18 protein-coding genes and 2 pseudogenes are annotated in these 19684 nt (G+C 63.7%); 9 read left to right on the top strand and 11 right to left on the bottom strand.

Annotated features, from left to right (window positions below; translation table 11 throughout):
* Positions 1-133: 133 nt before the first annotated feature.
* The 5 genes from ASD63_RS01855 to ASD63_RS01875 form a co-directional block, all read right to left on the bottom strand.
* Positions 134-568 carry an Rrf2 family transcriptional regulator gene (locus ASD63_RS01855; protein WP_034793085.1) on the bottom strand — a complete coding sequence of 145 codons (435 nt, stop codon included), beginning with the start codon at positions 566-568 and terminating at the stop codon, positions 134-136.
* Between the two features lie 447 nt (positions 569-1015).
* Positions 1016-1747 carry a hypothetical protein gene (locus tag ASD63_RS01860; protein WP_051659265.1) on the bottom strand — a complete coding sequence of 244 codons (732 nt, stop codon included), beginning with the start codon at positions 1745-1747 and terminating at the stop codon, positions 1016-1018.
* Between the two features lie 78 nt (positions 1748-1825).
* The gene (locus ASD63_RS01865; protein WP_034793088.1) at positions 1826-2767 is read right to left on the bottom strand and encodes a DMT family transporter; all 942 of its coding nucleotides are present in this window, start codon (positions 2765-2767) and stop codon (positions 1826-1828) included.
* 16 nt (positions 2768-2783) lie between these two features.
* Positions 2784-3749 (bottom strand): EamA family transporter, encoded by a 966-nt coding sequence (locus tag ASD63_RS01870; protein ID WP_034793090.1) that lies wholly within the window; start codon positions 3747-3749, stop codon positions 2784-2786.
* Positions 3746-4321 (bottom strand): TetR/AcrR family transcriptional regulator, encoded by a 576-nt coding sequence (locus ASD63_RS01875; RefSeq protein ID WP_034793094.1) that lies wholly within the window; start codon positions 4319-4321, stop codon positions 3746-3748. Before ASD63_RS01875 ends, ASD63_RS01870 begins: the two co-directional genes overlap by 4 nt.
* 288 nt (positions 4322-4609) lie before the next feature.
* Here ASD63_RS01875 and ASD63_RS01880 point away from each other — a divergent pair, with 288 nt between their 5' ends.
* The 3 genes from ASD63_RS01880 to ASD63_RS01895 all read left to right on the top strand — a co-directional run bounded on the left by ASD63_RS01880 (position 4610) and on the right by ASD63_RS01895 (position 8062).
* Positions 4610-6013, top strand: coding sequence for a DUF1254 domain-containing protein (locus tag ASD63_RS01880; protein ID WP_034793096.1), 1404 nt, complete (start codon positions 4610-4612; stop codon positions 6011-6013).
* 92 nt (positions 6014-6105) lie between these two features.
* Entirely contained in the window at positions 6106-6801 is a 696-nt protein-coding gene (locus ASD63_RS01885) for an SOS response-associated peptidase (RefSeq protein ID WP_034793099.1), read from the top strand.
* A 652-nt stretch (positions 6802-7453) separates the two neighbouring features.
* Complete coding sequence (locus ASD63_RS01895) at positions 7454-8062, top strand: histidine phosphatase family protein (RefSeq protein ID WP_034793105.1); 609 nt, start codon at positions 7454-7456, stop codon at positions 8060-8062.
* 119 nt (positions 8063-8181) lie between these two features.
* On the opposite strand, the gene ASD63_RS01900 is transcribed toward ASD63_RS01895, so the two are convergent.
* Both ASD63_RS01900 and ASD63_RS01905 read right to left on the bottom strand, forming a co-directional pair.
* A complete protein-coding gene (locus ASD63_RS01900; protein WP_034793109.1) occupies positions 8182-8538 on the bottom strand; it encodes a response regulator in 357 nt (118 codons plus the stop codon).
* A gap of 248 nt (positions 8539-8786) precedes the next feature.
* Positions 8787-9710 (bottom strand): bifunctional helix-turn-helix transcriptional regulator/GNAT family N-acetyltransferase, encoded by a 924-nt coding sequence (locus ASD63_RS01905; protein WP_034793110.1) that lies wholly within the window; start codon positions 9708-9710, stop codon positions 8787-8789.
* Between the two features lie 245 nt (positions 9711-9955).
* On the opposite strand from ASD63_RS01905, the pseudogene ASD63_RS01910 reads away from it, so the two are divergent.
* From ASD63_RS01910 to ASD63_RS01925, 4 genes and pseudogenes are all read left to right on the top strand, one after another.
* Positions 9956-11691 (top strand): annotated as a pseudogene (locus ASD63_RS01910) (adenylate/guanylate cyclase domain-containing protein).
* A gap of 124 nt (positions 11692-11815) precedes the next feature.
* The gene (locus ASD63_RS01915; RefSeq protein ID WP_034793113.1) at positions 11816-14122 is read left to right on the top strand and encodes a rhodanese-like domain-containing protein; all 2307 of its coding nucleotides are present in this window, start codon (positions 11816-11818) and stop codon (positions 14120-14122) included.
* A gap of 37 nt (positions 14123-14159) precedes the next feature.
* Positions 14160-14485 (top strand): annotated as a pseudogene (locus ASD63_RS36525) (hypothetical protein); the annotation flags it as partial.
* 61 nt (positions 14486-14546) lie between these two features.
* A complete protein-coding gene (locus tag ASD63_RS01925; protein ID WP_034793118.1) occupies positions 14547-14795 on the top strand; it encodes a hypothetical protein in 249 nt (82 codons plus the stop codon).
* A 121-nt stretch (positions 14796-14916) separates the two neighbouring features.
* Here ASD63_RS01925 and ASD63_RS01930 read toward each other — a convergent pair whose 3' ends face one another.
* Positions 14917-15285, bottom strand: coding sequence for a VOC family protein (locus ASD63_RS01930; protein WP_034793121.1), 369 nt, complete (start codon positions 15283-15285; stop codon positions 14917-14919).
* A 156-nt stretch (positions 15286-15441) separates the two neighbouring features.
* Positions 15442-16332, bottom strand: coding sequence for a LysR family transcriptional regulator (locus ASD63_RS01935; RefSeq protein WP_034793702.1), 891 nt, complete (start codon positions 16330-16332; stop codon positions 15442-15444).
* A gap of 285 nt (positions 16333-16617) precedes the next feature.
* Here ASD63_RS01935 and ASD63_RS01940 point away from each other — a divergent pair, with 285 nt between their 5' ends.
* Complete coding sequence (locus tag ASD63_RS01940; RefSeq protein ID WP_034793124.1) at positions 16618-18063, top strand: MFS transporter; 1446 nt, start codon at positions 16618-16620, stop codon at positions 18061-18063.
* Between the two features lie 39 nt (positions 18064-18102).
* Here ASD63_RS01940 and ASD63_RS01945 read toward each other — a convergent pair whose 3' ends face one another.
* Positions 18103-18684 (bottom strand): GNAT family N-acetyltransferase, encoded by a 582-nt coding sequence (locus ASD63_RS01945; RefSeq protein WP_051659266.1) that lies wholly within the window; start codon positions 18682-18684, stop codon positions 18103-18105.
* A gap of 50 nt (positions 18685-18734) precedes the next feature.
* Complete coding sequence (locus tag ASD63_RS01950) at positions 18735-19109, bottom strand: DUF4180 domain-containing protein (RefSeq protein WP_034793127.1); 375 nt, start codon at positions 19107-19109, stop codon at positions 18735-18737.
* A 380-nt stretch (positions 19110-19489) separates the two neighbouring features.
* Between ASD63_RS01950 and napE the strand changes: the two genes are divergently transcribed.
* Positions 19490-19678 (top strand): periplasmic nitrate reductase, NapE protein, encoded by a 189-nt coding sequence (gene napE, locus ASD63_RS01955; RefSeq protein WP_034793129.1) that lies wholly within the window; start codon positions 19490-19492, stop codon positions 19676-19678.
* Positions 19679-19684: the final 6 nt, after the last annotated feature.

Here is a 19684-nt window from a genome sequence, read left to right on the forward strand (position 1 = left end):
CCACCGGTTTCTTGAACCAGTGTCTCGACCCGGGCTTTGGGCAATAGGGTTCCGGCCGGAAACCGCTTATGCGGTCCCGGTGTAATCGGATGTGTCGGGATCGATCACGTCAGGACGGATCGATCGGCTGCTGTCAGTGCGATCGGAGCCGGTGCCGCCGGGCAAAGTCCTCGGCTAGGTCGGCAAGGGTCACGTGGGCGAAGCGGTCGAGCAGCAGCGCCTCGGCCTCCGCAAAGGCGGTATCGAGGGCGGCGTTGACCGCCTGTTCGACGAGGCATTCCGGCATTTCCTGCCGGTTGCCGATGGCAAAGATCGCGGGTTCGCCGAGTGTTTCGTGCAACTGCCTGAGCGTCACGGTCTTGAGATCGGCAGTGATCGCCCAGCCGCCCGCATGGCCGCGGGCGGAGGAAACGATGCCGGCATCGCGCAGGAAACCCATGGTGCGACGAACGACCACCGGATTGGTGCGCATGCACATGGCAAGCTCGTCCGAGGTCAAGGGCTCGCCGCGCTCGGCCATGTGCAGGAGCGCGTGCAGGACGGAGGAAAGGCGGCTGTCTTTTTTCATGTAACTTCAATTATTACGAATCGAAGTACGATGCAAGCGGTACCTCTAGCTCACGCCTAAAAGTGCCAAGCGACAGAGGCTTGCCTGACGAGGTGCCACTCCTGTTGTCAGCGCATTCGGCTAAGATCGCCGGTATGCCCACCACCGCTCTTCGACTGGGGTCTTCGGTCCGCCGGAAGCTTGTACCGTGAAGACAGACGTTATCGTTTCATAGCTGAAATCCGCGACCACCTCAGTTGCAACAACTTCACAACGTTCTCGATCTTCATCGTCAAAAGCTGAGTCTACTAAGAACTCGAGGACGATATTGTCGTTGTTCCAGCCGCACGTTACGGCCGATATCGTCGGCGGGACTGTTCCGAGCAAGGCGCGTTGCACGCTGAGGAGCAGTCGTTTCTCGCGATCTGACGCTGGCATAAGTACCTTCATTGCTGGGGCGGTTCGAATCTATGACGCCAGATGGATGGCCCCAAAGGGATTGTACTTGAACTCGTCCTCGTCATAGGCGTCGACGGGCAGCAATTGGGCGCCGCGGTGCTTCAGCACCGTCTCGACGCCGTCGCTGAAGACTTCGTCGGCAACGGTGTCGATCAACGCGCTCAAGGCCAGTTCGTCGTCGGAGAGGGTTTTCGGCGCGTAGACTTCGGGTATCCCGACCAGATGGAAGCCGATGCTGTAGAGATGTTCGTCGGTGCCGATCGGCCGCTTGGCAAAGGCGAGGCGGCAGGGGCGGGCAAGTGCAGCGCCTGTTTGGCCTTCGGCGTCGCGAGCAAGCTCTTTCCACCTCTCAACGCCGTGGGCGACGCCGGCGCTCTCGCCCTTGGCGGCGACGATGCCGTTATCGAGGGTGTGGGCGACCAGCCGAAGTGCGATGACTGAATGTTTGACCGCATCCTCTGCCGTCATCGGCGGGCCGAGCACATAGATGACCGAGCGATGGTCGCTGACGGCCTCTTCGTCGGCTTCGGTCCAGGCACCCTTCTTGACGCGATCCCGGCAGACTTCGAAGGATATCGGCATGCGGTCATCCGGCGCGTCCTCGGAAAACGTATAGTCGATCTCGAAACCCAGGGCGAAATCGTCGATCGCCGACTGGATCATCTCGCAAAGGTGGGAGAAGGGGCGTTCTCCGCCGAGCAGGCAGAGCACGTGACGTGGTTTGACTTCGGAAAAGCTCATGGCCGCTGTCCCCCGGTGGTTTTGGCGAAGCTGTCGCAGACACCACCACAAGATGCAAGCGGTCAGTGGATGGCTTTCCTAGGCGTGCGCCGGACTTTGGCCGCCGGCCGGCTGCTGTGCTCGTGCGACAATGACGATGCCGACGAGCGAGACGGCGAGGCCGACGGCCATGGCCCAGGAGAGAGGCTCGCCGAACATGACGAAGGCCCAGATCATCGTCACGGGCGGGCTCAAATAGAGGATGGCGGTGACGCGGGCGGGCGAGGATTTTTTCAGCGCCAGATAATAGAGGCTCCAGGCGCCGAAGGTGGCGACGAAAACGAGCCAGAGGATACCGCCGACAAAGCCCGGATCGAGCACCGGCAGAACGCTGCCCTCATGCCAGGAAAAGAGCGCGAAGATCGCTGCCGCCGACAGGCACTGGATCGAGAGGCTTTGATGCACCGGCATGGCGCCCGCCGGGCTGCGCTTCTGCAGCAGGGTCGCCAGCGCCAGCGACAGGGTGCCGAGAACTGGCAGGCCATAGGCCCAGAGCGGAACGTTGCCGATATCGAGCGACCAGCCGGAGGCGATCAAGACACCGGTCAGCCCGATGAAGGAGCCGAGCCATTGGCGGGCGGTCAAGGCCTGGCCGAGGACCGGCCAGGAGAGGATGGCGACGGCAAGCGGCAGCATGTCGGTGATCAGCGCCACGAGGCCAGTGGGCACGCCATAGGAAATCGCCAGCGCAAAGCCCGCGAGATAGCCGGACATGGCAAGCGCGCCGAAGAGCATCTGCGGCACGGCGTCCTGCAACCGGATCTTTGGCCCGACCGTCAGGGCGAAGGGCAGCAGTATGAGACCGGAGACGAGGCTGCGCCAGAAGAGGATCAGGAAGAGCGGCGCGTGATCGATGGCGAAGCGGATGCCGACGAAGCCGGCGCTCCAGGAGATCACCAGCGCGGCCTCGAGCAGGATCAGGATGACGACGGCCCACATCCGGTTTGGCCGGCGGGAAGGCAGCGCAGCGACGTCGCTCATATCAAGGGTTCCGGCTCTAGCGGCTGGGGAGGGCCGCGTCGATGGCGGCGGCGGATCGCGGGCGTTCGGCGCGGCGGCGCCGGGCCGGCATCGGCAGGGTGAGGATGAAGAGCGAGCCGACGATCAGCCCGATGCCCGCCCAGCCCTCGGCCGGCAGGCGCTCGCCGACGATGACGACGGCAAGCACGGCGGCGATGACCGGTTCAAGCAGCGACAGCGTGGTCGCCATGGTGGCCGACACGCGGGCGAGGCCATAGGCGAAGAGCACGTAAGCGACCAGCACCGGCACCAGCGCCATGTAGATACCGACGGCGACATTGGTCGACGACGCTAAAAGCGGCGCGCCGGTGAAGGCGAGCACCGGCAACAGCAGAGTGCCGCCGACACCGAAGATCGAGCCCATGGCGGCACGCGGCGGAATGCCCGCCTGCATCAGCCGCCGCGCCACCCAGGAATAGAGCGCGTAGAGCAGGCCGGAGACCAGGCCGAGCAGGATGCCGTAGAGGACCGCCGTCGCGTCGGCAGCACCGGCGCTGCCGTGGCTTTCCGAAAAGGTGAGAAGCACGGCGCCGCCAAGGCCGGCGGCGGCACCCAGCAACCAGCGAGTGGTGAGCTTCTGACCGTCGAAGATGCGCTCGATCAGCGAAGCGGCGAGTGGCGCCGAGCCGATGGAGATGACGGTGCCGATGGCGACGCCGGCGAGATGCATGGAAGAGTAGAAGGCAAGCGGATAGATCGCGACCGAGAGCGAGCCGAGGATCAGCATCGGCCACTGCGCGGCGATCTTCGCCCTGCTTTTGACGATCGAATGCAGCGCCGTCAGCGCCAAGAGCAGGCCGCCAAGGCCCATGGCGACGGCGCCGATGCCAAGCGGGCTGACCCCTGAAGCAAAGGTGGCGGTGGTGCCGGTCGTGCCCCAGAGCGCGGAGGCGGTGAGCACGCAGGCAAAGCCGACGAGAGAAGCGGAATTTCGGGAGGTCATAGCTGGTCCATGATCGAGATGGCGATCCGGCGCGCGGTCTTCAGCCGTGCGTCATGTCCGTCGAGTCCGGCACGCGACATCGCGCCTTCGAGCAGGAAGGAGAGGTGCTCCGCCGTCTCGTCGATGGCGGCACCCGCGTCGGGCTTCATCTCGGCGAGATATTGCTTGAAGAGCGTTTCCACCTCGTCCTTCTGCGAGGCGACGATGTCGCGGGCGGGATCGCCGACCGAAAGCTCGGCTGCGGCATTCAGGAGCCCGCAGCCGCGGAAACCCCAGGAATAGGCCATTTCAGCGTGGTCGACATAGCTGTCGAAGATCGCCAGCGCACGATCTCTCGGCGTTGCCGCATGAGCCAGGCGCTCGCGGTAAAGCTCCTGCCATTCCCGGTGGCGCGCCTCGATATAGGCGTTCACCAGATCGGTCTTGGACGAGAAGTTGTTGTAGAGGCTCATCTTGGCGACGCCCGCATGCGCGGTGATCGCATCGATGCCCGTGGCACCGACCCCATCCCGGTAGAACAGTTCGGCTGCCGCCTTCAAAAGCCGCTCGCGCGCCGGCGCCTTGTCGCTCATCGCTTTCTCCAATCTATTAGGTAGACCGATCTACCTATTTTGGTCCGATGTCAAGTGACGCGGTGTTTTTCAAAGGGGATGAGGATGCGGTGATGCGCCGGCCGATCGCCGCCGTTTGTGTTTGCGGCTGTAACCGTAACGTACTTCCGCGCGTCGCACGCAACGGGTCTACTGCTCGGCATGCATTCGCACTAAATTTCGCATTGGTGGCCCGCAATGGAGTTTGCGAGGCAGCGGCGGTCGAGAGATTTCAAGGCCGCCGGCCGCGGCGTATGAGGGAGATTCGGCATGCTGCGATTTATACTCACAGGGGTGGTGCTTCTGGCCGGCGCGACGAACGTCGCGGCGCAGGATATGTTGCCGGCCGAACTCCGGGACCGCGCGATCGCCCGCCGGGCGACGGAGGCGGTGATCTGGGGCATGCCGGCGGTCAATGCCGACCTGATGCTGCAGACGATGCTTTCGACGACGAAGGCCAGGGCCAACGAAGTCGTCTACTGGTCTCGCCCGGTCAACTGGAAGAACCAGACGCTGACGCCGAACCCGGATTCGATCTATTTCATGTCCTTCTGGAACGTGAAGGAAGGGCCCATCGTCATCGAGATCCCACCGGCCGAGGGCGGATCGATCGCCGGCAACATCGTCAACGCCTGGCAGATGCCGCTCGAAGATGCCGGCCCGCATGGCGCCGACGAGGGCAAGGGCGGCAAGTACCTGATCCTGCCGCCGGATTACATGGGCGAGGTGCCGGAGGGCTTCATTCCGCTTCGCTCGGACACCTTCACCGGATTTGCTCTGCTGCGTTCCAACCTGAAGAGCCATGCCGACGCCGATATCGAAAAGTCGGTCGCCTATGGCAAGAAGATCAAGATCTACCCGATGCCGGTGACCGACAAGCCGCCGGAAACGGTCTTTACCGACGCCTATGACGTGCTGTTCGACAGCACCATCCGCTTCGACGCCAGCTTCTTCGACAATCTGAACCGGGTCGTCCAGACCGAGCCGTGGCTCGAGCGCGACCGGGCGATGATCGACCAGCTGAAGACGCTCGGCATCGAGAAGGGCAAGCCCTTCCAGCCAAGCGCCGAAACCAAGGCGCTGCTCGACAAGGCGGCGGCCGAAGCCAGAGCCGAGCTTTCGGCGCGCTATGACGCCGGCTTTCCTGTCATCAACGAGGGCATCCGCTGGTTCCCCGCCGGGTTGCCGGACATGGTGAAGGCCGCCTCGGAGGCCTATGCCGATCCCGGTCTCTATCCGGTCGATGCCCGAGGCGTGACCTATACGCTCGGCTTCACCGGCATCAAGCGGCTGGGCACGGCGCAGTTCTACCTGATGGCCAACAAGGACAAGGACGGCAATCCGTTCGACGGCGGCGCTAACTACCGCCTCGTCGTGCCGAAGGATGCGCCGGTCGAGCAGTACTGGTCGGTGACCGCCTACGACCGCGAGACCCATGCGCTGATCCGCAACATGGACAAGGCGAGCGTCGCCTCGATCGGCGAGGGGGTGAAGAAAAATGCCGACGGCTCGGTCGACGTCTATTTCGGCGCCAAGGCGCCTGCGGGCAAGGAGGCGAACTTCGTGCCCGTCGACCCTGCCCGCAAGTTCGAACTGCTTTTCAGGCTCTACGGCCCGGAAAAGCCGCTGTTCGAGAAAAGCTGGAAGCTGCCCGACGTGGAGAAGATGCCGTAGCGCTTGCAAATGCCGTACTTGCAAAGTGACGGTGTTGACGCATTCCGGCGGAGCCATAGCTATGCATGCAGCCGCGGGCGGAAGGAGCCACCATGTGCGGACGCGTCTATCTGAAGACCAATCTGGAGGGGGTGCTGCGCGCCTTCGGCTTTGCCGAGCGTGGCGGCGTCGAGACGATCGCCAACCAGTTTCCGCGCTATAACGGAGCGCCGACGCTCACCTATCCGATCATCATCCGCGACGTGATCCGCGATCCCGATCTCTTCGGGCCGGTCTTCGTCTCGGCCCGCTGGGGCTTGATCCCGAGCTGGACGAAGGATCCGAAGGCGGGCAGGCCGCTCGTCAACGTGCGTTCCGACACGATCGCCAGCAAGTTCCGCTCGTCCTACCAGCGCCGGCGCTGCCTGGTGCCGATCGACGGTTTCTTCGAATGGAAGGACATTCACGGGACCGGCAAGGACAAGCAGCCCTATGCAATCGCCATGAAAACGGGCGAGCCGTTCTGCCTTGCCGGCATCTGGGAGAGCTGGCGGAACCCCGATACCGACGAGGATATCCGCACCTTTGCGATCGTCACCACCGACGCCAACGCGATGATGGCCGACATCCACGACCGCATGCCTGTCATCCTGCATCCCGACGATTACGAGCGCTGGCTTTCGCCGGAGCCGGAAGCCCCTGACCTGATGAAGCCGTTTCCGCCTGAGCTCATGACGATGTGGAAGATCGGCAGCAAGGTCGGCTCGCCGAAGAACGATACGCCGGATATCTTGGATCCGGTGGATTGAAGGGGAAGCGCTTCACTTCGTCCATTGAGCCCAAAGCAATGACGGCACGATCGCAAGTGCCATAACCACCTGAAACACGATGTACGCGATGATGATAAAGGCGATATCGTGAACGATTGTTTTGGCAACCTTCACGATCCTCCCGCTGCAGCTTTGCCGCCTCAAATCGGTGCCTTTACGTCATCGCCGTAGGTGTAGGTCAGACGGCGCTCAGAGATGTTATCGAGAGGCAGCGCCCTGAAATGGGATTTTAGCGGCAACCCGGTTTCCTTGGAAATCCACATTTCGACACGGACATTATAGTCCTTTTGGATCTGTCGCTCATATCGATAGACCGTAGCAGCGATACCCGCGACGTCTTCATGGCGGAGAAGCGCACAGTTCGCCGCTATTTCCGGCTCAGCGGACGCCGGAAGAGGCACGCTGGAGCTTGCGCCCAATGTGAGCAGCTAACGTCCATATGTACCGTTGTGACATCGATGCCTTCCTTGATTGCGGCTGAAACTGAACACGATCCTTTGTGTTGTGCGAGAGGGGTGGCCTGGAAAAGCGTCGTATCGCCTGACGGGAGCGCAAGCTCAGTGCTCGACATTGTCTTGGCGACCTGATCTAGCTGCCTGCGCCAGCCACAGGCTCATGGAAAGGCCAGCTCTTGTTCTATCTTCTCCGCCATGGCGAAACCGTCTGGAACACGCTCGGTCGGTTCCAGGGGCAGCTGGATTCGCCGCTGACGAGGCTTGGCGTCGAGCAGGCAGATGCTGTCGCCAACCTCCTTCGCGCCGAGATTGGTGATGAGGTGCCGTCGTTCGAGATGCATGTCAGCCCGCTCGGACGGACCCGCGAAACCGCCGAAAGGGTGCAGCGGGTGCTGCCGCTTGCGAGCCGCGAGGATGCGCGGTTGATGGAGGTTTCGGTCGGCTGCTGGGATGGCATGACCAAGTTCGAGATCGACATGGAGTATCCGGGCAAACTCGATGGTTCCGATGTCTTCGACTGGTATTTCCGTTCGCCGGATGGGGAGAGTTTCGATGCCGCCTGTGCGCGGGCGGAAAGCTGGCTTGCGGATATCCGGCGGCCGACGGTCGCGATTTCCCATGGGCTGTTCGGCCGGTTGCTGCGCGGCGTCTATGCCGGCCTCTCCAGGCGGGAAATGCTGGAGCTGCCGGTGCCGCAGGATGGATTTTATCGTCTCGGCGAAGGGACGTTCAGCCTCGTCACCGGCATATCGACCGGCCGACAACTGGCGTCCGCTACCGAGTGAAAGCACCAGCGCGGCACCTCGGTCGGCTCCCGGGCTTTTCCAGTGGCCGCCGCGGTGGATCGACGTTTCTTCGCGGTTGGAGGGCTATCGGCCAAAGGCAGACGCGGACTGCGCAAGCATCACGTTTGCATCACCTGCTCCAGAGCGCTCAGCAACGCCCGCGTATCCGCCGGCTTGCCGACATTGACTACCCCCGCCAGAACCTCTCCGCCGACCTGCTCCGGCTTTTCATAGGCGCTGGCAAGCACGAAGGGCACGCTCTGCGCCCGCAGCGCCTCCGCCACCGGCGTCACGGTGCCGTCTTTCAGGGTAACGTCCAGAATGGCCACCGCCGGCTCGGCGCTTCGCAAGAGCTGCAGGGCCTGCTTTACCGTCGCGGCGGGTCCCAAGACATGCCAGCCGTGCCTTTCCAGCAGCAGCTCAAGGTCCATGGCGATCAGGAACTCATCCTCGACGAGAAGCACGGACTTGGACATGAAACCAGTCTCTGTCTTTGGAGACCGGTGACAGGGGCGTAGCGATCTCTGCTGCCAAACCCTTTGGTGCATAGTTCAGTTCCACGCGCGCGCCCAATTCGCTTCTCACGGAGAATTCGATAAGCCTGGTGCCGAAGCCCGCCGTCGTCGGGGGCGTGACCGACGGACCGCCGCTTTCCTGCAAGGCCAGCAGAAGACGCCTCTTAATGGCCTTCTCGATCTTCAAGCGGATGGCGTGCCTGCCGTTCCTACAGGTCCCGCGCGAAAATCTGGCCGGTGAGATCCTTGCCGAAGCTGTGGTGTTGTTCTTCCTCGATCAGCGCGAAGCCGGCCTTCTCGTAGATGTGGCGGGCGGCGTCGAGGCCGGCATTGGTCCACAGGATCATGCGGTGGTAGCCCAGAAGGCGGGCGTGGCGCATGCATTCCTCGACCAGCCGACGGCCGATGCCGAGGCCCCGGGCGGTGGGCTCGACATAGAGCAGGCGCAGCTTCGCCGTCGTTTCATCGTGGCGGACGAGAAATACCGAGCCGACGACCTTGCCGTCTTTTTCGGCGATCCAGCATCGATCCGACTTCGGATCGTAGTCGTGCATGTATTTGACGACGATCTCGGCGACCAGCGCTTCGAACGCGGTGGTCCAGCCATATTCCTGCGCATAGAGCGCGCCCTGCCGGTGGATCACCCAGCCCATGTCGCCCGGCTGCGGATCGCGCAGGATGAAGCCCGGCGTACGCTCCTCGGCAAGCAGGCTTTCGATCTCGCCCATGGCGCCCACCAGCTGCTTCTGTTCCGGCACCGAAAGCTTCTCCAGCATGGCGACGACTTCGCGCTGTGATGCATCTTCCAGGGGCTGGAAGATCACGCGCCCCGCGTCCGTCAGCTCGAGTTGCGTGACCCGGCCGTCGGCCGGCGAACGGGTCTTTTCGATCAGCCCCTTCTTCTCGAAGCCGGTAATGACGCGGCTGAGATATCCCGCATCGAGGCCGAGTTCGCGGCAGAGGTCGCTCGCCGTCAGACCGGAGCGATGCGCCAACTCATAGAGAATGCGGACTTCGGTCAGCGAGAAGGCGCTGGCGAGCAGATGCTCGTGCAGCAGGCCCATCAGTCGGGTGTAAAAGCGGTTGAAGTGCCGCACCGTCTGGGCGCGGTCATCGATTTGCTGCGGAGACATGGGATGCCTTTATGAGTTTGCCTTGATCAGATAATTAGTTGCCTAAGGCAAGTATTGTCAAGTGGAATGCGCCAAGGCCTGCGGGACCGCCCGCTGCCGAGCGCCGGCGCATGTGCGCCCCCTTTTGGTTTTTGCATTTGCTAATTTAGGTAGGAGATCGTTTCAGGCTGCGATAATATCGGATCGGATATCTCTTAGGTCCGGAAGTCCGGAACGGGCCGCTTTTCAACGTGTTTGGCAAGCCCATGGAGCAGAGATTAGCCGCAGTGCTGGCGGCCGATATGGCCGGCTACTCCAGGCTGATGGAGGCCGACGAAGCGGGCACGCTTGCGCGGCTCCGCACGCACCGCATCGAGCTCATCGATCCCGCGATCGCCAAGAACAAGGGGCGGCTGATCAAGACCACCGGCGACGGGCTGCTGGTGGAATTCCAGAGCGTGACCGATGCGGTCAAATGCGCGGTCGAGATCCAGCAGCGCATGAAGAGGCGGAACTCCGATGTGCCGGAGGACCGGCGGATCGAATTCCGCATCGGCATCAATCTTGGCGACATCATCTTCGAGGACGACGACATCTTCGGCGACGGCGTCAACATTGCCGCGCGCGCCGAGCAGCTGGCCGAGGTCGGTGGCATCTGCGTGACAGCGGCGGTGGCGACACAAGTGGCTGACCGGCTGGAATTGCCGATCGAAGATCTCGGAGAGAAGACGCTGAAGAACATCAGCCGGCCGGTGCGCCTCTACCGCGTCGGTCTCGAGGGTCTGGACCTTCCGGCCTCGACGGGAGGGAGCGAAGCGAAAAAGGGCGTCTGCAAACCGACGATCGTCGTCTTGCCCTTCGACAATATGAGCGGCGATCCCGACCAGGAGTTCTTCGCCGACGGGCTGACCGAGGACATCATTACCGAGCTTTCGCGAAGGCATGAGCTCTTCGTCATCTCGCGCAACTCCTCCTTCGTCTACAAGAACCAGTCGGTCAACGTGCGCGAGGTGGCTGCCAGCCTCGGGGCGCAATATCTGGTGGAAGGCAGCGTGCGCAAGATCGGCGAGCGGGTGCGCGTCACCGTCCAGTTGATCGACGCGGTCAACGACGCACACATCTGGGCCGACAAATACGACCGGCAGCTCGACGACATCTTCGCCATTCAGGACGAGGTGACGGCGGCGATCGCCGCGACCGTGCCCGGTCGGCTGGAGGCCGCCCAGCGCGACCAGCTTTCGCGCACCAAGCCGGCCAACATGGCGGCCTATGAATGTGCGCTTGCCGCCAAGGTGCTGCATCACCGCAGCAGTGCCGACGACAACAGGCAGGCGCAGGCGTTGATCGACCGTGCCGTTTCGCTCGATCCCGGCTATGCCCACGCGCATGCCTGGCGGGCCTGCATCCTCGGGCAATCCTGGGTCTACGGCTGGTGTGCCGACAAGGAGGCGACCTGGGCCGAGGTCAATGCCGAGCTCGAACGGGCGCTTGCGCTCGACGACAACGACGCCGACGTGCATCGCATCCTTGCCGCCGTCAACGTCAACACCAACGAACTGAGACGGCGCGCTATCACCAGGAGCGGGCGCTGTTCCTCAACCCCAATTACGACCTCGTCGTGGTGCAGCAGGGCGAACTCTTGACCTGGCTCGGCCGGCCGGAGGAGGGAGCGGAATGGATCCTGAAGGCGATGCGCCTCAACCCGCACCACCCGGAACGCTTCTGGAGCCACCTCGGCAAGGCGCATTTCGCCGCGCGCCGATATGGCGAGGCGATCGAGGCCTTCATGCACCTGACCTCGATGGACGAGACCCAGCACGCCTTCGTCGCCGCCTGCCACGGCTGGCGCGGTGATGCGATTGCGGCGGGCGCGCATATCGGCAAGGTCAAGGCGCTGGCGCCGAGCTTCGAGATCGAGACCTTTCTGGCGACCATGCACTATGCGCAGGAGGAGGACCTGCAGCATCTGCGCGAGGGGCTGGTGAAGGCGGGGGCGGGGTGAAAAGCGGGCCCGCGCGCTCAAGGCCTGCGCGTGGACGCAAGCACGGATCCGGAGGCGAGGAGGATGCGTTTCCGCCCCTGACAACGCAATTGCGGAGCCTGCTGCACCGTCGGGAGAGGTGGCTATGGAAGCAGTTCGCGCAGAACGGCGGCTGGTGGCCATTCTTGCCGTCGACGTTGTCGGCTACTCGCGGCTGATGGAGGCCGACGAGGCCCGTACGCTCGCAGCCATCAAGGCGTGGCGTTGCGACATCTTCGATCCCCTCATGCAGGACTACCACGGCCGCATCGTCAAACTGATGGGCGACGGTGCGATCGTCGAATTCGGCTCCGTCGTCGATGCCGTCGCCTGTGCGGTCGCGTCGCAAAACAGGGTTGCGGCGCGCCAGGCGGATATCCCGCGCGAGCATCGGCTGCTGCTGCGCATGGGCATCAACCTCGGCGATGTCGTCGTCGAGGGGGATGATCTGCTCGGCGACGGCGTCAACGTCGCAGCCCGCCTCGAGCAGATGTGCGAGCCAGGGGGCCTGTTCGTCTCCGGCACCGCCTTCGACCACCTGCAGGGCAAGTTCGAACTGCCGCTGGAGTTCATTGGCGAGCATCACGTGAAGAACATCCAGCGGCCCGTCCGCGTCTACCGGGTGCAGTTCGACGGAGATCTCAAGAGTCGGCGCTTCACCTTCGAGACCCTTCGCGGCTGGCGCATTGCGGCTGCGCTGGCCGTGATCGTTGCGACCGGCCTTGCCGCGACGTGGCTGGTGCAGAGGCGCGAGAGCGTCGAGCCCGCGTCCGTTGCGCGGAGCGCCTTGCCGCTGCCGCAGACGCCCTCGATCGCGGTGCTGCCTTTCGAAAATCTCAGCTCCGATTCAGCGCAAAGCTACTTCGCCGACGGCATGACCGACGACCTGATCACCGAACTGTCGAAACTGTCGGGCATCTTCGTCATCGCGCGCAACTCGACCTTTGCCTACAAGGGCAAGCCCACCAAGGCGCAGCAGGTGGGGGCGGAACTGGGCGTCCACTATATCCTCGAAGGGAGCGTCCGTCGGGAGGGAAACCAGGTTCGGGTCAATGCCCAATTGATCGACGCGATCGACGGGCACCACCTGTGGGCCGAGCGCTATGATGGGGAAATGAGCGGCGTGTTCGGGCTGCAGGACAAGGTGATCGGACAGATCGTCTCGACGCTCTCCGTGAAGCTGACGAGTGCCGAAAAGAACGTGGCGGCGGTGCCGGAAACGACGAACCCGAAGGCCTACGATACCCTGTTGCGCGGCTGGGAGCATCTTCGCCGCGACAGCGAAGCGGAAACGGTCGCAGCTTCCGCATTTTTCCAGAAGGCGATCGTGCTCGACCCGCACTATAGCCGCGCCTACGCGTCGCTGGCGGCAGCAAACTGGCGGGCGAGCATCCTCTCCTGGGATTATTCCCGCAGGGAGGCCGCGTCCAGGAACCTCGCCAGAAATCTCGCAAAGGCCATGGAGAGGCCGACGCCGCTTGCCTATGCCGTCTCGGCGCAGGTGCTTGCGCAGCAGGGGCGTTACGACGAAGCCTTCGCCGCCATCGACCGAGCGATGACGCTTGCGCCCAACGATCCCGACAACCATGTCGGCATGGCGCGGATCCTCAACGCGACAGGACGCGCGACCGAGGCGGAACAGGAGGCGCGCCTGGCGATGCGGTTCGATCCTCACCCGACGCGGGCAACGCTGCGCATGCTCGCCGTCTCGCTGTTTTCTCAAGGCAAATACGACGAGGCCGCCGCCACCTACGAGCGGGTGCTCGAGAAAAGCTCCGAACTCTTGGGGGATTACGCCACGCTGACTTCGAGCTACGGACATCTCGGCCGCACGGGCGACATTCAGAGGCTGGTCGACCAGTACAACAAACTGGCGACGTCCTCGCTGGGAGATCCGCTCACCGTCCAGGAAAGCGCCTATGACTGGTATGGCAGCGCCTTCAGCTACCACCGGCCCTATATCGCGCGGTTGCAGGAGGGACTTCGCAAGGCCGGATTGCCGGAAGGGGCCGGCACGGACCTTGCCTTCGACGACTATGCCAAGTTCATGACGCTGAAGGGCGAGCTCAGCGTCGAGCGAACGATAAAGGTCGACGTTGCGGAAGTGAAAGCGCTGCTTGCGCGCGGCGTCACCTTCATCGATGTGCGGGCGCCGCTCACCTATGACATTGGCCATCTCCCCAAGGCCGTCAATCTGTCGCTGCTGACCGCGCTATCGAAGGAAAGCCTCGCCAAGGTGGTGGGAAAGGCAGACGAGGTCGCCTTCTATTGTCAGGGCAGAAACTGCACCCATGCCGCCTATGCGTCGGCCAAGGCGATCGCCTGGGGCTACACCCGCGTCTACTATTTCGCCGGCGGATTTCTGGAGTGGGATGACGAGGGCTACCCGCTCGTGATCGAGGTCGGCAAGTAGTTCGGGCTGGGATGTCCCGATCCATTGCTACCGTGGCCCGATGCTGATGAAGATCGACTTCCGGTCGCTGTCCGAGCTGGGGCGCCACTGGCGCGGCATCGGCGTGACGCTCTTCATCAACTGGGCGATCAAGCCATTCTCTATGGCCCTGCTGGCATGGTTGTTCATCGGCTGGCTCTTCCGCCCGTTGCCGCCGCCATCAGCCTGTTCGGCATCCAGTCGGGCGCCGCGCTCGCGACCGTCGTCGGGGTGCTCATCGAGGTGCCGGTGATGCTGTCGGTCGTCTGGATCGTGAACAGGTCCAGGGACTGGTACGAGGTAGCGCCGGCGGTGGCCCGGAATTCCGTCTCGAAAGGCGCATGAGCGATGGAGGCGCGTGTCGCGCTCGCTGGACAACCCTTGATACATGCGCCAATGATGACGGATGGACGAAATCGTCATCCAGGCGCACAAGCATTGCGCCAACCATCGAGCCGAAATCGAAGCGAGCCCGTCCTGCGGATGCTTCTATTGTTGCGAGATCTTTCCGGCGGCCGAGATAAACGAATGGATCGACGATGACACAACGGCGATCTGTCCCCGTTGCGGCATCGATTCCGTCATCGGCAGTGGCTCAGGCTTTCCCGTGACGACGGTCGAATTCCTGGCGCGGATGAGACGCTATTGGTTTTGAGCGTCGCGCCGTCCGCCCTGAAGCGGGGGCGCAACGCCACGTAGACTTCAGCCTGTCGCCATCAAGGCCCAGCTCGCTTGCCGGGCATAGATGACGGCTCCTTGCTGCGATCTTGGTCGGATCAGGCCTCAAGCTCGTGGCAGACAGCCTCGATGTTGTGGCCATCCGGATCGAAAACGAAGGCGGCGTAGTAGTTGGCGTGGTAGCGTGGGCGCAGGCCCGGCGCGCCGTTGTCCCTGCCGCCGGCCGCAAGGGCTGCGCTGTAGAAGGCGTCGACCTGCTCACGGGTCGTGGCCATGAAGGCGAGGTGAAGATGCGCCGGCGTTTCCTCGGTTTGGTAGAGGCACAGCGACGACTTGCCGTCCGTGCTCATCTCCACGCCATGCGCGCCGTGATCGACCACCGAAACGCCGAGCGGTTCGAGCGCCTTCAGGTAGAAGTCGAGGCTTGCCGCATAGTCGCGGACACCGAATTTGACGTGGTCGAACATCGCGTTCTCCTGTGTGCGGGTTTGACGTGCGCTGGCGAGGCGGCGCATTTGCGGCCGGGATTGGGCTGATACCCCGATGGCCTGTTGCAGGCAACCGTAGGTCCTTGGGGGCGCATCGGTATGCGCTCGGGGCCTAGCCTCTTGCCGCGCGGCGCGTCACACGGTGCAGACCTCCCGCACGCAGGCCCGCAACCAGCGGTGCGCCGGGTCGGCGTCGAGGCGGGGGTGCCAGAGCAACGAGATGGTGATTTCGGGCAGGGCGACGGGCAAAGGGAAGGTGACGAGGTTTTCGCGCAAGCTTCCGGTGTAGCGCTCGGGCACGCTGGCGACGAGGTCGGTGGCGCGGACAAGCGCCAGGGCCTCGGAGAAGCTGCCGACGGAAGCGGTGATCTTGCGGCTAAGGCCGAGGACCTGGAGGGCAGTGTCGATCGGGCCGACGTCGTTGCCGCGGCGCGAGACATGGATGTGGTGGCCTTCGGCGTAGCGGGTGGGCGTCACTTCGCCTGATGTCAGCGGATGGCCCGGGCGGACCACGGCGACGAAACGGTCGTGGAAGAGGGCCTGGGCGCGAAGCTCCGGGCCCGTCATGTCGCCGACAACGGCAGTTTCGAGATCGACGGTTCCTTCGCGAAGCGGGCTGCTTTCCCGGTCGAGCTTCTGCACGAAGCGCAGGCGTACGCCGGGCGCCTCTCGCTCGACACGGGCAATCAGTGCAGCGCCGAAGTTTTCGACGAAACCCTCGCGGTTCCTGAGCGTGAAGGTGCGGGAAAGCGTCTTCAGGTCCAGGCTCTCGGCCGGGCGAAGGCAGGCTTCGGCCGCTTCGACGATGGGGCCGATGCGATCGCGCAGTTCCAACGCCCTCGGCGTTGGAACGAGGCCGCGGCCGGCGCGCACCAGCAGCGGATCGCCGGTCGCCTCGCGCAGCCTTGCCAGCGCCCGGCTCATGGCCGAGGGGCTGAGCCGCAGGCGCCTGGCGGCGCGGGCGACGCTGCCTTCCGCAAGCAGCACGTCGAGGGTCACGAGGAGGTTGAGATCCGGTCTGGTCATGCCCATCCATAACACAGTTGGCTCATGATGTGGCGTCAAACGCACGAATGAAGTGCAAATGCTGCGCCTTCCGCCATATGAAGCCGAGGTCTAATTTTTCGGAGAACCGACCTTGGAGGGTTTTCCGATGATCCCATGCCCACTGATGCCCGCCCCGATTTCCCTGTCTGATCGGAAGTCGTTGCCGCATATTTTGAATCATGAAAGCGCGCTATCGCCTTGTTTTCCCGCGATTTCCCGTGCTGCAAAAGATCGGCGCGAAACCTCGCGCGCGGGAGGTGGTCGATGAGCGCGACGAAGACTGCAAACGCTCCCGCCACCGCCTCGGTTCGCTGCGTGCTCACCAGCCTGTCGCTGTCGATGCTGCTCTCCTCGCTTGGCACCAGCAGCGCCAATGTGGCGCTTCCGGCGCTGGCGGACGCTTTTGGTGTCTCGTTCCAGGCGGTGCAATGGGTGGTGCTTGCCTATCTGCTTGCCATCACCACGCTGATCGTCAGCGTCGGGCGGCTTGGCGATATCGTCGGCCGGCGGCGGCTTCTGCTTGCCGGCATCGCGCTCTTTATCGCAGCCTCGGTGCTTTGCGGCCTGACGCCCGCTTTCCCGCTGCTCGTCGCGGCGCGAGCGATGCAGGGCATCGGGGCTGCGATCATGATGGCGCTGACCATGGCGTTTGTCGGCGAGACGGTGGCGAAGGAGAAGACCGGCAGCGCCATGGGCTTGCTCGGCACCATGTCGGCCATCGGCACAGCGCTCGGGCCGTCGCTCGGCGGCGCGCTGATTGCCGGGCCCGGTTGGCGGGCGATCTTTCTCGTCAACGTGCCGTTGGGGCTTCTGGCGCTCGTGCTCGCCCATCGGTATCTGCCGGCGGACAAGGGGTATGAGGGCAGGGAACGCCCACGCTTCGACGTCGCCGGCACCTTGCTGCTTGCGCTTTCGCTGGGCGCCTATGCATTGGCGATGACGGTGGGCCGCGGCAGTTTCGGCGCGCTCAATGTCGCGCTGCTTTCGGCCGCCGTTGTGGGTTCTGCACTGTTCCTGCGGGTCGAGACCAAGGTAGCCTCGCCGCTGATCCGGCCGGCGATGTTGCGTGATCCGGTTTTCAGCCGCGGGCTTTCGACCAATGCGCTGGTCTCGACCGTGATGATGGCGACGCTGGTGGTCGGGCCGTTTTATCTGTCGCGCGGGCTGGGGCTGGATGCGGCGATGGTCGGGCTCGTCCTGTCGGTCGGTCCCGTCATCTCGGCCTTTGGTGGCGTGGTCGCCGGCCGTATCGTCGATCGCCTGGGCGCGGGCTTCGTAGTCACGATCGGTCTTGCCGCGATGGTTGCGGGCTGCGCGGCGCTTGTGCTGCTGCCGGGGCTTTTTGGCGTTGCCGGTTATGTCGCGGCGATCGCGCTTTTGACGCCCGGCTACCAGCTGTTCCAGGCGGCCAACAACACGGCGGTCATGGCGGATGTGAGCGCGGACCGGCGCGGCGTCGTTTCCGGCCTGCTCTACCTTTCGCGCAATCTCGGCCTCGTCACCGGCGCATCGGTCATGGGCGCGGTCTTTGCCTCAGCCGTGGTGGCAAGCGACATGGCCGGGGCGGCGCCAGCCTTGGTCGCCAGGGGCATGCAGGTGACCTTTGCTGTGGCTGGGCTGTTGACCGTGACCGCGCTGGCGATTGCCGTTGCGGGCAGGGCGTTCAGGCGCGCACAACGGGCCGTCGCCGCGGAGCCAGCGGGAGAGTGATGATCCCGCAAGAGACGGACCGCACCGACACGCCGCCGCTCAGCGATCGGCACCCGACCGATTGCGCCACGCCTCTGACGCGAGGCTGTAGCTCTGGTGGAGGATCTCTTCGCCCCTCGAGCGGGAGGCCTTCCGCATGGTTTTCTCAGGGCGAAAGCCGAGCTTGAGCAGGACCTTGCCGGAGGCCGGATTGTCGGCCGCGTGGCCTGATTTCAGCCTCGCGAGCCCGAGCTGCTCGAAGGCGAAGGACACCACTGCCTGCGCTGCCTCGAAGGCATAGCCCTGGCCCCAGCTTGGCTTCTCCAGCCAGTAGCCGAGTTCGCCTTCTTCGCCGTCGATCTCGTCGAGATCGACCAGGCCGATCATGTGGCCTTTGCGCTCGATGGCAAATCGAAAGGCCGTGCCGGCGATCCATTCCTGCCGGTGCACACCGAACCAGCCGGTCATGTCGTCGGGATCGGGTGGAAACTGCGCCATGCGTAGCATGCGCGTGACGTCCCAATCCGACTGGATCTCAAAGGCGCGCTGCGCATCGGCGGGCGTTGTCGGGCGCAGCGCGAGTCGATCGGTCGTCAGCGTGACCGCGGGGCGATTTCCAGTGTTCGCTGCGGATGGGCGCATTGTCAGAGGTTTCCCCATCGATCCGCACTGATCGTCAGACACTACCGCGTTCAGGCGGTCGGCAAACGCTCGAGCCGGGCGCGAAGCGTTTCGAAATCCGGCACGAACCAGATCGAATCACCCTTGTTCGTTTCGCGCACGAAATCGGTCAGCGCCTTGCTGGCTTCGAGCCTGGTGCTGATGTCGCCGACGATGGCGAGCCGCATGCGGTAGTTGACGAATTTCTGGAACACCTCGCCGGCGACGCGGGTCGAAAGATCGAGGAAATGGGGACCCAGCCGTTCGACCGGGACTGCCAGCAAGTCGGCCTCATGCGCCCAGCCGTCGCCGAGAAAATCATTGGCGTCGCCCGGTGCCGCAAGCAGAGGGCCATCGACAGCGCATTGCAGCACGCGCGCGGTTCCGATTTCGATCAGCTGTGTCATGCGCCAAGAAGTAGGCTGCAAAGCCCAGGGTTGCAAGGGCTGTTGCCTCGGGTTCTGCCGTCGGGGCAGGTTGCGCTCGCCGCCGGCAGGATTGGTCCCGTATCCGCATGTCCGGTCGGTTCGGCCGAGCGGGCATGAGGCGATGTATTTCTAGAAATATATCGATATTCGCAAAAACTGATTGGCGTCCGCAAGTTATGCCGGAACGACGCGTGAGAATTTCTCGGGAATTCCGGTGCCAGTTTTTGACACAGATCAATGACCCCTTCTGTTCGGCATTTACTCTGAGGCACGGTGAAAAGCTGTCATCGGCCGGTCACGGGATTGATTTTTATTTCCGGTGGCGCATCTTACCTTGGATTGTGTTGGGGGACGCAGGAATGCCGGAAGTCGTTCAGGCACAGCCGATCGAAAAGCCGCCGCGCTCGCGACGCGCGGAGCTGATTACCTTCTTCGTGCTCGCCTTCGGCATCTGGCCGATCGTCGCCGTCGGCATTGTCGGCGGCTATGGTTTCCTCGTCTGGATGCTGCAGATCATCTTTGGCCCGCCGGGCCCGCCCGGGCATTGAGGTCGA

This window comes from Ensifer sp. Root558, from assembly GCF_001427045.1.
In the GTDB taxonomy this organism is placed as follows: domain Bacteria; phylum Pseudomonadota; class Alphaproteobacteria; order Rhizobiales; family Rhizobiaceae; genus Ensifer; species Ensifer adhaerens.

What these genes read in the sequence shown, in the direction of transcription:
- ASD63_RS01855 (WP_034793085.1), bottom strand. Translation starts at nt 568, where the DNA reads ATGAAAAAAGACAGCCGCCTTTCCTCCGTCCTGCACGCGCTCCTGCAC.
- ASD63_RS01860 (WP_051659265.1), bottom strand. Translation starts at nt 1,747, where the DNA reads ATGAGCTTTTCCGAAGTCAAACCACGTCACGTGCTCTGCCTGCTCGGC.
- ASD63_RS01865 (WP_034793088.1), bottom strand. Translation starts at nt 2,767, where the DNA reads ATGAGCGACGTCGCTGCGCTGCCTTCCCGCCGGCCAAACCGGATGTGG.
- ASD63_RS01870 (WP_034793090.1), bottom strand. Translation starts at nt 3,749, where the DNA reads ATGACCTCCCGAAATTCCGCTTCTCTCGTCGGCTTTGCCTGCGTGCTC.
- ASD63_RS01875 (WP_034793094.1), bottom strand. Translation starts at nt 4,321, where the DNA reads ATGAGCGACAAGGCGCCGGCGCGCGAGCGGCTTTTGAAGGCGGCAGCC.
- ASD63_RS01880 (WP_034793096.1), top strand. Translation starts at nt 4,610, where the DNA reads ATGCTGCGATTTATACTCACAGGGGTGGTGCTTCTGGCCGGCGCGACG.
- ASD63_RS01885 (WP_034793099.1), top strand. Translation starts at nt 6,106, where the DNA reads ATGTGCGGACGCGTCTATCTGAAGACCAATCTGGAGGGGGTGCTGCGC.
- ASD63_RS01900 (WP_034793109.1), bottom strand. Translation starts at nt 8,538, where the DNA reads ATGTCCAAGTCCGTGCTTCTCGTCGAGGATGAGTTCCTGATCGCCATG.
- ASD63_RS01905 (WP_034793110.1), bottom strand. Translation starts at nt 9,710, where the DNA reads ATGTCTCCGCAGCAAATCGATGACCGCGCCCAGACGGTGCGGCACTTC.
- ASD63_RS01915 (WP_034793113.1), top strand. Translation starts at nt 11,816, where the DNA reads ATGGAAGCAGTTCGCGCAGAACGGCGGCTGGTGGCCATTCTTGCCGTC.
- ASD63_RS01925 (WP_034793118.1), top strand. Translation starts at nt 14,547, where the DNA reads ATGGACGAAATCGTCATCCAGGCGCACAAGCATTGCGCCAACCATCGA.
- ASD63_RS01930 (WP_034793121.1), bottom strand. Translation starts at nt 15,285, where the DNA reads ATGTTCGACCACGTCAAATTCGGTGTCCGCGACTATGCGGCAAGCCTC.
- ASD63_RS01935 (WP_034793702.1), bottom strand. Translation starts at nt 16,332, where the DNA reads ATGACCAGACCGGATCTCAACCTCCTCGTGACCCTCGACGTGCTGCTT.
- ASD63_RS01940 (WP_034793124.1), top strand. Translation starts at nt 16,618, where the DNA reads ATGAGCGCGACGAAGACTGCAAACGCTCCCGCCACCGCCTCGGTTCGC.
- ASD63_RS01945 (WP_051659266.1), bottom strand. Translation starts at nt 18,684, where the DNA reads ATGCGCCCATCCGCAGCGAACACTGGAAATCGCCCCGCGGTCACGCTG.
- ASD63_RS01950 (WP_034793127.1), bottom strand. Translation starts at nt 19,109, where the DNA reads ATGACACAGCTGATCGAAATCGGAACCGCGCGCGTGCTGCAATGCGCT.
- napE (WP_034793129.1), top strand. Translation starts at nt 19,490, where the DNA reads ATGCCGGAAGTCGTTCAGGCACAGCCGATCGAAAAGCCGCCGCGCTCG.